At 47.5% G+C, this 13,403-nt stretch carries 7 protein-coding genes and 1 pseudogene; 6 read left to right on the top strand and 2 right to left on the bottom strand.

Annotated features, from left to right (window positions below; genetic code table 11):
* Positions 1 to 330: 330 nt before the first annotated feature.
* From rpe to nirD, 6 genes and pseudogenes are all read left to right on the top strand, one after another.
* Positions 331 to 987 carry a ribulose-phosphate 3-epimerase gene (gene rpe / locus B4V02_RS21980; RefSeq protein ID WP_094156413.1) on the top strand — a complete coding sequence of 219 codons (657 nt, stop codon included), beginning with the start codon at positions 331 to 333 and terminating at the stop codon, positions 985 to 987.
* Between the two features lie 19 nt (positions 988 to 1,006).
* Positions 1,007 to 1,456, top strand: coding sequence for a ribose 5-phosphate isomerase B (gene rpiB, locus B4V02_RS21975; protein WP_007428411.1), 450 nt, complete (start codon positions 1,007 to 1,009; stop codon positions 1,454 to 1,456).
* A 30-nt stretch (positions 1,457 to 1,486) separates the two neighbouring features.
* Positions 1,487 to 2,461: pseudogene (locus tag B4V02_RS27135) on the top strand (DUF7916 family protein).
* Between the two features lie 139 nt (positions 2,462 to 2,600).
* Complete coding sequence (locus B4V02_RS21965; RefSeq protein WP_094156412.1) at positions 2,601 to 4,460, top strand: beta-glucoside-specific PTS transporter subunit IIABC; 1,860 nt, start codon at positions 2,601 to 2,603, stop codon at positions 4,458 to 4,460.
* 465 nt (positions 4,461 to 4,925) lie between these two features.
* Positions 4,926 to 7,355, top strand: coding sequence for a nitrite reductase large subunit NirB (nirB, locus tag B4V02_RS21960; RefSeq protein WP_094157067.1), 2,430 nt, complete (start codon positions 4,926 to 4,928; stop codon positions 7,353 to 7,355).
* A gap of 40 nt (positions 7,356 to 7,395) precedes the next feature.
* A complete protein-coding gene (gene nirD, locus B4V02_RS21955; protein WP_094156411.1) occupies positions 7,396 to 7,716 on the top strand; it encodes a nitrite reductase small subunit NirD in 321 nt (106 codons plus the stop codon).
* A gap of 56 nt (positions 7,717 to 7,772) precedes the next feature.
* Here nirD and B4V02_RS21950 read toward each other — a convergent pair whose 3' ends face one another.
* The gene (locus tag B4V02_RS21950) at positions 7,773 to 9,266 is read right to left on the bottom strand and encodes an exosporium glycoprotein BclB-related protein (protein ID WP_094156410.1); all 1,494 of its coding nucleotides are present in this window, start codon (positions 9,264 to 9,266) and stop codon (positions 7,773 to 7,775) included.
* 222 nt (positions 9,267 to 9,488) lie between these two features.
* Entirely contained in the window at positions 9,489 to 13,376 is a 3,888-nt protein-coding gene (locus B4V02_RS21945) for an immunoglobulin-like domain-containing protein (protein ID WP_094156409.1), read from the bottom strand.
* Positions 13,377 to 13,403 lie beyond the last annotated feature (27 nt).

The following is a 13,403-nucleotide window of genomic DNA, read 5'->3' as shown; positions in this document are numbered from 1 at the left end:
GGTGTACTTTATCAGGCTGTATACTTTCCCGTAGAATTTCCAACAAAAATGGTTTGACAACAGTATCAGAAAATGATAATTTTAATTATGTTAAATGTAATCGTTTACCCAAACGGACACCAAAATCAATATGATGTTGTAAGCAAGCAACAAGTGATGGAATCCAAGCTATGAACTGTTTTCTTGTCTTTGTTGGGTAAACGTTATCCCACCTGATTTTATTCATAACCGAAGGGCATAAGAAACAATCTGATAAATTGGGGGAAGGAAAAATTCTATTATGCCGTTTGAGTAATCGTTTACTCCATTTCTTAAGAAGGGTGATTATTAATGAGTATGCTATTATGTCCTTCCATGATGTGCGCTAATTTCAGATCATTGGAACACGAAGTAAACGCACTGGAAGAAGCCAATGTGGATATTTATCATATCGATATTATGGACGGTAAATTTGTCCCCAACTTTGGAATGGGACTTCAGGATTTGGAGTACATCCGCCAACAAACTCAAAAAACAGTGGATGTGCATCTGATGATCGATAATCCTTCTGCCTATATTGATTTGTTTGCCGATAAGGGTGCAGACATCATTTACTTTCATCCAGAGACCGATATGCACCCGACGCGCACAATCGACCGAATTGTTGGCAGGGGGATCAAGGCAGGGATTGCTCTTAATCCGGGAACAGCTATTGCTTCGGCTGAACCTTTGCTTGGGATGGTTGATTATGTGTTGGTCATGACCGTAAATCCCGGTTTTGCAGGTCAAACCTATTTAACCTTCGTGAACGACAAGATTAAAGCATTACAAGCATACAAGCATGAAAAAGGACTGAATTTCACAATCGTGGTAGACGGTGCGATTTCCGAAGAGAAGATCAACGAATTGGCACACTACGGCGTTGAAGGATTCGTTTTGGGGACTTCCACTTTGTTTGGCAAAGATGAACCTTACAAAGCCATCATTAACAGATTGAAAAATATTTAAATTGGGGAGGAATAGAGCCATGAGAATTGCTATTGGAAGCGACCATGTGGCTATAGAGCTTAAAGCGATTATTTCCGCTTATGTTAATGAACTGGGTCATGAGGTCATGGACTACGGACCGAAAACTTCAGAAAGAACCGACTATCCGAAGTATGGGAAACTTGTTGCAGAGGCTGTAGTCGGAAAGCAGGCTGATGCAGGTATTCTGATTTGTGGCACAGGCGTGGGGATATCCATCTCGGCCAACAAAGTCAAGGGAATTCGGGCTGTGGTATGCAGCGAGCCTTATTCCGCACAATTGTCCAAGCAGCACAACAATACGAATGTTCTTGCATTTGGTGCGCGTGTCGTTGGAAGCGAATTGGCGAAAATGATTGTGAAAGCATGGCTGGAGGCTGAGTTTGAGGGAGGACGTCATGGCGACCGCATCAAGATGATATCCGACATCGAGGAACAGCATTTATGCTGATAAACAACCACTTATACAAACATACATGATATGGAGGAGATTACATTGGTAAAAAGATTAATCGCCAGCACCAAAAGCGATATTTTGAAATTTAGCGCAGCAGATTTGAAAGAGTCTATCCTGGCTTCTGAAGGACGCGTCATTATGGGACAACATCTTGTAATGATAAATACCGGTTTGGTGGATGGTGTTACCAATGCGGAAATCCAGGCTGCCTACGGCGCAGATATGGTTATGCTGAACGGCTTTGATATGATCAAGGAAGAATCCAATATTGGATTGCGCGAAATGAAGCACGGCAAGCTGGCCGAGAAGCCGTATAGTCTCAAGCAAGTCAAAGAATGGGCTGGAGTTCCGCTCGGCATTTATTTTGAATGCCCAAGCCCTGATGCATAGGTTGCGGGAGAACAATATGTGGAGGCCAAAGAAGGAAGAGTAGCTTCCAGGGAGAACTTCCTGCGTGCCTTGGAGATTGGAGCTGACTTTATCGTACTTGGAGGAAATCCCTCCGCAGGTACAACCTTTGAACGGATCATTGCAGCAACCAAGCTGGCAAAAGAAACACTGGGAGACAAGATCCTGATCTGTGCCGGAAAATGGGAAGACGGAACCATTGAGAAGGTGCTGGGTGATCCGCTGAGCGAGAGACCTTCCAATGAAATTATTAAGGACTTGATCGATTCTGGTGCTGACGTTATTACGTTGCCTGCACCTGGCTCCAGACATGGTATTACCGTAGAGCATGTCAGACAATGTGTAGAATTTGTCCATTCGTATAAACCCGGAACGCTTGCTCTTTCTTTCCTGAACAGCTCGGTTGAAGGGGCAGATGTCCAAACCATTGCCTGGATCGCACTCATGATGAAGCAGACGGGGGCGGATATTCATGCTATTGGAGATGGTGGCTATGCCGGAACACCTCTTCCTGAGAACGTTTACCAGCTTGCACTATCCATTAAGGGACGCAGACATACGATTAAAAGAATGGTAGGCAGAAGCCGCTAACGATTGACCCGTGTAATTTAAAGACTCTATATTCTTTTCGTACTCCTTGGAGTGCGTGTAGAGTCTTTGGATTACTACCATTCATGTAAACGTTTACTTTCGTAGAAATATGCCAAAAGGGATTAAAGGAGCGAGCAGCATGTCAAATGAACAGCTGGCAAAAGATATATTGGCGTCCATCGGAGGAGAAGAGAATGTCTCCAGCTTGGTGCATTGCGCCACTCGGCTGCGGTTTAAACTAAAAAACAGAGAGCTGGCTGATAAAAGCAAAACGCAAAACATTGCCGGCGTCATTACGGTGGTCGAAAGCGGCGGACAATATCAAGTGGTCATCGGCAATACGGTAGGCGATGTGTATAAAGACATTACAAAGATCAGCAGCATTGGAGATGACGACAAATCAAATGCATCCGCTGCTACTGAAGGCAACTGGTTCAACAAAACGGTGGACATTATTTCCGGTATTTTCACACCATTTTTGGGGGCACTAGCGGCTTCCGGGATTTTGAAAGGGCTTTTATTAATGCTCGTCTCGCTGGGATGGCTCACCAAAACAGGTGGTGTCTATTCGATCTGGTTCGCTGCCGCAGACAGTATCTTTTATTTCCTGCCGCTGGCGATTGCAGTCACTTCTTCGAGAAAGTTTGGAGCGAATACGTTTGTAGCGCTTGCAGTAGCGGGAGCTCTGGTATACCCGAATATTATTACTTTATATAACGATAAAGCGGATATTACGTTCTTCAATATTCCTGTTGTTCTTATGAGTTATACTTCCTCGGTTATTCCGGTGATTATTGCGGTTTGGTTGCTATCAATTTTGGAGAAATTCCTGAATAGAGTTATTCATGATAGCGTGAAAAATTTTATAACGCCACTTATTTGTCTTATGGTCATTGTTCCCTTGACTCTGATTGCGGTTGGACCGATTGGAATATATGCGAGCTTGGGAATGGCTAAGGGCTACACTTTCTTATATAATTTGAGTCCGATTGTAGCAGGGGTTATTATGGGTGCTGGATGGCAGCTGCTGGTAGTTATGGGACTGCACTGGGCGTTTATTCCTATTATGTACAATAACATTGCGGTATACGGTTATGATACCATGAAACCATTAATGGCACCTTCTAACTTTGCACAAGCAGGTGCAGCACTGGGTGTATTCCTTAAAACTAAAAATCCAAAAGTGAGAGCGATTGCAGGGCCTGCGGCGATAACTGGTTTGTTTGGCATCACGGAACCGATCATCTACGGGATTAGTATCCGCTATAAAAAACCGTTCGTATGGGCTATTATCGGGGGTGCTATCGCCGGGGCGATCACGGGTGCTTCAGGCTCCGTGGCCATTGCTCCAGGTATACCGGGCTTGGCATCCCTGCCGATTTTCTTCGGCACGGGTTTCGCGGGATTCGTCATTGCCATTATAGTAGCTTATGTATTCACAGCCATTACCACATATTTCTTTGGATTTAATGATTCTATGGAAAAAGAAATGATTGCAGTCCATGAAGAGAAGAAAGAAGCTGGAACCCCAGCTCCTGCGCTGACGAACGAGAATATTTCCAGCCCGCTGACGGGTGCTGTCAAACCGTTATCCGAGATATCTGATGAAGTGTTCTCTACGGGAGCCATGGGTAAAGGCGTTGCTATTGTACCTGAGGATGGCAAATTGCTCTCGCCGTTCAATGGAACGATAGCTAATGCCTTCCGCACAGGCCATGCGATTGGACTTGTATCGGATGGGGGAACGGAGGTCCTTGTTCACATCGGCATGGACACTGTTAAATTAAAGGGACAGCATTTTAAAATGCATATCGCAGAAGGTGATCGGGTTACCAAAGGTCAACTGCTGGTCGAGTTCAATATTGAGGAAATTAAAGCTCTGGGGTATGACCTGACGACACCGGTTATTGTGACCAACACGGCTCAATATGCGGAAATTAAAGTGCTGGGCAGCAGCCGGGTGCAAACGGGAGATTCATTGTTGGAGGTCAAGCGATAAGATATTGAAAGGTTAAATCAAGTGCAATAATTTATAAAAATAAAGAGAAACCGCTTCTGGAGCACGTTAAAGGGTATTCCCTTTTTCCAGAGGTGGTTTCTTTTTGGCCGAATCATCTTACACCCTCCTCAAGACTGAAGTAGGGTAATATCCTTTGCGTGCTCTCCGTTTTCCCTATGCGATTACTTCCTTCGGTAAATCGTTTTGGCCTTGATGTTGCTCTGTCTCTCAGATAAGGTAAATGCATTCGCGAAAATCATAATAAATTACCATTAATGGTAGTTTATTATAGATATTTACCTTAATCCCTTGAATGAGAATAGGGAAAACCCTTAATTTTTATTATTTAAACCACATTGTGATTTGAGTCACATATAACGTGCTCCACTATATTAGAATAAAAGCATAGACAGATATTCATAAGCACGCAGGAGATGTCGTCGAATGAATGGAGGAAACCGGTATATGATAAACAGTAAAAAGAAGCTTGTTGTGATAGGGAACGGGATGGCTGGTATCAATACGGTCGAACAGATTTTAAAATTAACGGATAAATATGAAATTACGGTCCTTGGAAGTGAGCCACATCCGAACTATAACAGGATTATGCTCTCTTATGTTTTGGAGGGTAGTAAGACCATTGAGGATATCATACTGAACGATTTGCAATGGTACGAGGATCAAGGTATTACTTTATATACTGGGAAAATGGTACGGAACATCGACGGAGAAAGAAAGAGGATTCATACTGAGGACGGACTGGAAATTGATTACGATCTAGCTTTGATAGCCACGGGCTCCCAATCGTTTATTTTGCCTATTCCGGGAAAAGAATTACCAGGCGTCATCGGTTTTCGGGATATCGCCGATTGTACGGCAATGCTTGAGGCGGCAAAAACCTATAAAAAGGCAGCGGTCATTGGTGGAGGGCTGTTGGGACTGGAAGCAGCCAAAGGTCTGGTCAATCTCGGCATGGACGTAACGGTCGTTCATTTGATGGAGGATTTGATGGAGCGTCAGCTGGACCGGGAAGCCTCTGCGATGCTGAAAGCAGAACTGGAACGCCAGGGAATCAAATTTGCCATGCAAATGCAAACTGCAGAGGTGTACGGTCAAGATCGGGTACAGGGACTGCGCTTCTCGGATGGAAGCGAGCTGGAAGCAGATTTGCTAGTTATGGCCGTCGGGATCAAGCCTAACATTCAGGTGGCTGTGCAAAGTGGTATAGAAACGAATCGTGGAATTGTAGTCGATGATTTGATGAAGACTTCCATGCCAGATGTATATGCTGTAGGGGAGTGTGCTGAGCACCGCGGGATATGTTACGGTCTGGTTGCCCCGCTATTTGAACAGGGAAGTGTAATTGCCAAACATTTGGCAGGTGCAGATACCGAAGGCTATGCGGGATCAGTGGTTTCCACCAAGCTCAAAATTTCAGGGGTGGATGTTTTCTCGGCTGGCGAATTCATAACTGCTCCTGAGCATACGGTGATCGTAGCAAAGGATGAGTGGAAGCGCACTTACAAAAAAGTACTGCTTCGTGAAAACAAGATTGTTGGAACTGTGCTGTTCGGAGATGTGAGCGAATCTGCTAGTCTTCAGAAATATGTACGGCAGCAAACGTTGATGACAGATGAGATATATGGACAGCTCATGGGTACCGGATGCAGTAAAGACGGGGCTAAAACCTTATCTGCTGAAACGATGGCTGATGATGAAATTGTTTGCGGCTGCAATGGTGTGACTAAAAAGGCGATTGTTGATGCGATCAATGAAAACGGACTGACCACAGTCGACGAAATTAAAGCATGCACCGGAGCAACGCGGTCCTGCGGAGGGTGTAAGCCGGTCGTTGAACAAATTCTCCAGTATGTTCTAGGCGACAGCTTCAAGTCGGCGGCCAAGCAAGGAATATGTGGCTGCACAACCTTGAGCAGGGATGAAATTGTTGCAGCAATCAAAACCAAGGGACTTACAACGACACGTGAAGTGATGAATGTACTCGGCTGGCAGAATGATGAAGGCTGCTCCAAATGCCGCCCGGCACTGAATTATTATTTGGGAATGATTAACCCGGATACGCATGAAAATGAGGAAGATTCCCGGTTTGTGAACGAGCGGTTGCACGCGAATATTCAAAAGGATGGAACGTTTACAGTTGTGCCAAGAATGTACGGCGGTGTTACCACTCCAGAGGATTTGAAAAAAATAGCGGATGTTTCTCTTAAATACAACGTTAAGGTTGTTAAAGTGACAGGCGGCCAGCGGCTGGATTTGATTGGTGTCCGTAAAGAGGATTTGCCTAAGGTGTGGGAAGAACTCGACATGCCGTCGGGATATGCCTACGCAAAATCGCTTCGTACAGTTAAAACCTGTGTCGGGTCACAATTCTGCCGCTTTGGCACACAGGACTCGATGGGAATGGGCGAAGTGCTGGAACGGAAATTCGAGAGACTGGATTTTCCGGCAAAATTCAAATTAGCGGTTAATGGATGCCCACGCAACTGTGCGGAATCATGTACGAAGGATATCGGAATCGTAGGTAATGATGGAGGCTGGGAGATTTTTATCGGCGGCAACGGCGGTATCAAAGCGCGGTTGGCTGATTCGCTCTGCAAAGTGAAGACCGACGATGAACTGATTGATATTGTGGCGGGCGTGATGCAGTTCTACCGTGAAACGGGCCAATATCTGGAACGTACCTCGGAATGGGTTGAACGGACTGGCCTTGAAGAGATTCAGAAGGCTGTCGTTCACGATATAGATAATCGTAAAGCTTTAATAGAACGGATTGAATTTACACTGAAACAGCTTGAAGACCCATGGAAAAAGATTATCCATAATGCGGATTCGCGTAAGAACTTATTTGAAGTCGTTACACCGTCTATGGTGTGAAGTATTTAGATAATGCCTGGAGAAGGGAGCAATCAAGCGAATGATCAAACATGCTGAGTGGCTTATCGTCGGTCACAGTAAGGATTTTCCTAATAGAATTGGACGGACTATCCGGTTGAATGATAAGGAAATCGCAGTATTCCGCACTTCGGAGAACAAGCTTTACGCTGTTGAAAATTCCAACCCGCATCCGAAGGGGGGGCCGCTTACCGAATCCATCGTATCAGGTCATTACATTTATGACCCGCTGCGTGATTGGAAGATTGATTTGGAGACGGGTCTCGTTCAAGACCCTGATACCGGACAAGTCAAAACTTTCGACATTCGGGAAGACGGAGAAGAAGTGAAAATATCCCTTTAATACAGATAACAAGAGCCCCACAGGACCCAATCCTGTGGGGCTCTTGTTATCCTGGATCAGGTTATCGTAATACCTGCACTTGCATAACCGATAACGGTGTTAAGAACAGAGGCCCCTGTAGCTGTCGCGGAGAAGACAAGGAGCAGCCGGGTTCCCGCTGTTACCGGTATAGCCAATCCGGTAGTGATGCCGCTGGAGAAATTACCCAAGGAGATCGTGTCTGTTAGTGGTGGAGCTAATGTGACGGCTGCTCCGGGAACAGGTGTAAAGGTGTTATTAGGTGTCGGGGAACTAAATAGCTGAGCAGTAATGCTTACGGATGATGCTTCGAGGATCAAGGCAGCAGTTGTACTGAAATATCCGGCAATGGATGTAATTATGCCATCCCGTGGTACGGAAAAAGCGAAGTTAGTCAGTGGTCCTAGCAATGTACCTGTTAGGTCTATGGCTCCGCCTACAATGCTGATCCCTGTTGCTGAGCTTCCGAAACCGATTAAACTTGTGCTTCCTGCTAATCCGTCAGCGATGGTTGTCATAGTCGCTGGTCCGCCTGAAGCGAATGGAATGATCGCTCCTGAGCCCGTGGCTCCGGTAGGTCCAGCGGGTCTGGCAATACCATCGGAGCCTGTGACTCCTGTAGCGCTTGCCAGCCCGGACAATCCATCCGCACCGGTAGCACCCGTGGCGCCAGTGGACCTGGCCAGCCCGGACAATCCATCCGTACCGGTAGCACCCGTGGCGCCAGTGGACCTGGCCAGCCCGGACAATCCATCCGTACCGGTAGCACCCGTGGCGCCAGTGGACCCGGCCAGCCCGGGCAACCCGTCCGCGCCTGTAGCATTTGTGGCGCTGGTGACCCCACTGGCAGGCCCGGCAACCCCTGTGGCGCCGACCGGTCCGGGAGGTCCTTCAGGCCCGGCAGCCCCGATTGGCCCAGCAGCTCCAACCGGACCCGCAGGCCCGGCAGGTCCAACAGGCCCGGCAGGTCCAACAGGACCAGCAGGTCCGACATGCCCCTGTGGTCCAGGAACCCCTGCTGGTCCCGGAGCACCCATGGGACCTGGAGGTCCAGCAAGCCCTTGCGGACCAGGGACCCCTGAATAGTATGTTTCACCCAATGCGTTGCTAATAGTCGTTCCTGTCGTTCTGATCGCACTAATCAGGCTGCCTTTAAAAACAGGACCAAGGGGTTCCTGTAGAACGATAGACAATAGGGCATCCAGTAGCTGTTGCAGTGTAGTTCCTACACTAATCGGTGAGAATGGTGTGGCTTCCAGCGCCACGATAGCCAGCTCCAACGCAGCCAATAAGTCCGCCTTAACGCCATTTCTAAGTCTTAAGCTTTTCGTCAGAATCAACAATCGCCTTAAAATTTGCTGCAATGAAGATACATTAGCCGCTGAGGGATTTTTGAATACAAGCGGGATGATTGCGGTCAATTCATTTATAAGCTTGAGAAGAGCTTCAATCCCCCGATTAACCTTTGCTGGTTTATTGTCTTCATCCTTTTTTGAAGCGCCACTGAACCTGAATGATCTTTTATGTTTCATGCTCAAATAACTCCTCCTCACCATTCTTCCTGCTGTAGAGATGACAGGTGGTTAATCGCCCCGCTTCACAGATATAATTAATATATTTACTGAGGGAAAAAGGGTGAATAAACAAGCAAAAATGAATGTTGGAGTTTTCACAAAAAAGCGCGGTCCCCGAAAATGCCAGGGGCCGCGCTGTATTTGTTTGTATTTCATCTAATTTAAGGGTCTTCAGCAGGCTTATTTGAAAATACGTATTAGCATTTCCGCCAGCTCACCTCTGCTGATGGCTGCCTTCGGTCTAAGCGTCCCATCAGGATATCCGCTGATCCAACCGGAGCCTATAGCATTTTCGAATGCAGTGGAAGCCCAGGAGGCAATCTGCTGCTCATCCTTATAGGACTGCGGTGCAGCCTTGCTTGGAGCAGATACTTTATCCGCTACTGCATGTGACAGGATCACCATCGCCTGTTCACGTGTAAGGCTTTCATCAGGGCCGAATGTCTGAACGGTTAGCCCTTGAATCCACCCTTGACGATGAGCGGTATCCACGGCTGCTGCAGCCCAGTGCCCTTTCAAATCTGTAAAATCTGTAGATGCACCCTTGTCTTCGGTAGTCCCCAAAGCTCTGATGAGTATGGACACAAATTCTGCACGGCTTACCGCGCGCTCAGGGCGCATATTGCCGTCTTTATATCCTTGTATCCAGCCTTTGGCTGCAAGAGATTGCAGGGAATTCGCTGCCCAATGTCCTTGTACATCGGGCCATACCTGAGCGAGCTCTTGCGAATCCGATGAATTTATAGGGTTATTTTGCACATTTGTATGGTCGGTTTGAGGCCTTGCGTCGGTGGAGGCGGCAACGGCAAAGGTACTTAACCGGGTCGTATTCAGACTCACACCTGACAACATGCCTTTTGAATCCATCACAGCAGTGCCTTTTAGAACCTCACGCTCGCCATTTTCATGAATAACAAGAATGGAGAATTGAGGCTCCGCATTCTGTACTTTACTTAAGGATTCGTTATCCAGCGGTAGAACGATGGACGAGGTTCCTGTCACGTTGGCTTTGATGTCTACAACCGGACCTATCAGCTTTAGGCTGGATTGTTGCTCCGCCCAATCGCGCATCTGCTGTACATGTTGTGCATCTGCATGCTGGAAGGACAAAGTAACGTCCTCCTGGCCTGAAGCCATACGGGTTAAGGCGTCGCTGGATATCATCAGTGTTCCATATCGGGATATCACGGCAGCTCCAACCTTATCCCATTTATTCAGTAAAGCATGAGAAAGGATAACACGGTTAATCTGTTTTTCCTGCTCCAAATGAATGTCTGCGTACGCCTTGCCTTCTCGAAGTGCTTGTTGTATCTGCTCATTCACATATGCCGCTGTTGGAACAAAGAGGGAGACCTCTTTCCCCTGTCCGGACAATCCTGCCTGTAGAGCCTGATCTTCCTCTTTATCTTTGTTAGACTTCCCCGTGTTCACACTAATCTTGGCGGGGATCATGACTTCTATTGCTTGTGTCAAAGCATGAGAACCATCACTTACCTTTGTGACATCCAATATTACAGCTACAACGGATGGAGTTGCTGCCTGAATAATCGTTCCATCGGTCCGCACGATGTCTGGCTGGCTGCTGCTGCTAATGGTCAGACGGAAACCATCGGGTACAACAGGCAACCTGAGCAGTGTATCACTTGCTGTAGGAGCAGGTATGCTTGTGATGGAATCCGCGACACGCTGGGCGGTTAAACCTTGGGCATATACTAACTCTGAAGGAACGCTTTGCATGCCATTTACGTTCTGCAGCACATAGTAGCTGGCACCCTCGGGAACGGGGGTAAACATATATTTCCCTTCTCCCGAAGCGATCCCTTCCGCTATAAGCTGCTGCTGGACATTGTACAGCTCCAGCCGAGCCCCTGGCAAGGCACCTGTAACGATCACTGAGGCGACACTCCCTGTGCCTGCTATGGCTTGAACAGCACGTGGCAGTACGTTTACACGGCGTTCGGCTGGCTCTGCCGTCCAGCCTCCATTGTCGTTATAAGCATAGTTCAATACGTATATGCCAGGTACATCTGTATCGACATCACCGCTGCCTGACAGCTCAGGGATCAGGACATTGCCGTATACGCTGTCCAGTACACTGGCTCCCGGATCGGTGAAGCTGTCCCCAGTTTCCAGGACAATCGGATTATTGCCGTTCAATCGTACATAAGGTGTATTCGGCAATGCCTTTAACACTGTGATCGAGAATGTTCTTTGTGCAGAAGCTGTACCTTTAGAAATGATTGCTATTAAGCGTACATTCACATCACCGTCTGTATATTTGGGCCGATTCACCTGACCGCTGCTGCTGAGGATATCCGGTTGATCCGAAGACCAGTCGATCTGGGTGTCGAATGCCCCTGTCTGTGGCAGAGCAATAGAATCCTTAATCCCTTGCGGGTAATCCAGTTTCAGTGTATTTGCCGCCAAATTCACTGCTTCATCAGCGCTTACAGGCAATGCGGGCACGAGCAGGCTGAATGTTTTTCGAAGCTCAACCCCGCCTCTTGCCAGAACCACTTCCAGTGTGATGGTCTGATCACCCTGTACATAGCTCGGGAATGTTACATGTCCAGTATGATCCAGGAATTCAGGCTGATTTGAAGTCCACGACACCTGAACGCCATTCAGAGCGTCTTTTGGCAAATATACGTCTCCAGTTACTGTAGTCATCGGCAATTCAAGCACTCTGTATGCTGCGTCAACGGCCTCGGTGTCATTCATTGGCAGACGGAGTACGTGTGCAGTAAAATTCTTTATTTTCGTTAAGCCAGCGAGCTGTAGGGTAGCTGTCAGGGTAACATCGGTATCTCCATGACTATAGGAGGGTCTGGTCAGTGTTCCATCTGCTGAAATAACAAGCGCATTAGCTGATGACCATTGAATTAGCACACCACCATCTCCAGAAAAAGGGAGAGATATATTTTCTTTTATGGCAGACAAATCGCCTAGTGTGAGATGATTCGCAGCCTGGTCCAGTGTATCTTGAGCAGAAGCTTTCAGTACCGTAACCTCGAAGGTTCGGGTATCTAAAGCGGTTCCCTTTGTAATCGTCGCTGTCAGCTTTACCGTCTTGTCTCCCGCATCGTAGCTCGGACGCGTTACAGTCCCTGTATTAGTAATGACATCCGGGGCATCTGAGTTCCAACTCACCGTCGTACCGTTCAATCCAGACAGTGGCAATGCCAGCGGCTGTGATACTGCTGTGGCTGAGTCACCCGAAGCAAAGCCCAGAGCAAGTGCGTCTTTGGCCTGTGCAACATCATCGGCATCCGTAGGGATGTTCACTGTGACCTCCGAGGGAGTACTTTCTCCCCGAGCATTCACAGCCTGCAGACTGTAAACAGCCGCACCTGGCGGTAATGCCGTGGAATCTGTGAATCGGGTTAATGGTCCTGCATACAATGTGATGCCATTTCTGATGACCTTGTATGACGTGGCGTAAGGAACAGCGTCCCAGCTTAACTCCACCGTATTTCCATTTTTGGTTCCTGTAAAATGACTTGGAGCCTGCGGAACGGGTAATCGCTCCCCATAAGCTGCGAATTCCATGATAGAAGTCCACAGATTGTTTCTCGCATTTCCTTGATCAATATATAATCGCAAGAATCGTGCGGTTACAGGAGTGATGCTCGTTTCAAAATTAGGATTCGTATTATTCTGAACGGTATCGACAGTAACCCAATTGCTTCCGTCACTGCTTGTTTGCAATCGAAAGCCATAAGGGTCGCGTTGATCCTGCCATCCACTGATGATCCCCATGCCTGCTACACCATAACGGTCTACGATATACCAGTCTCTTAAATCTACCTGAATCCATTTTTGGCCGTTGCCGGCTTGATACCAGCGGCTTGTTGGTTCATAGGAACCGTCGACTGCCTTGGCCGGGTCATAGGGTTGACTATAGCCGCTGGATGTGACTGGCTTGTTAAGCACCACATTTTCCGAGCCTGCCGCATTGGCTTCATTCGTCCCTATGAGCAAAGCCGCTCCGCCGAGGAAGGGTAGCAATGGAATCAGCAAGCGATAGGGTTTCAATTTGTTGCGTGTGAAGTTATTGCCTTCGAGCACGCGATCACCTCTTCTTCGTTAAATAGC

The sequence above is a fragment of the Paenibacillus kribbensis genome (assembly GCF_002240415.1).
Lineage (GTDB): Bacteria > Bacillota > Bacilli > Paenibacillales > Paenibacillaceae > Paenibacillus > Paenibacillus kribbensis.
Note: the sequence above shows the minus strand (reverse complement) of the source record. Positions and strands in the feature narration are given on the sequence as shown.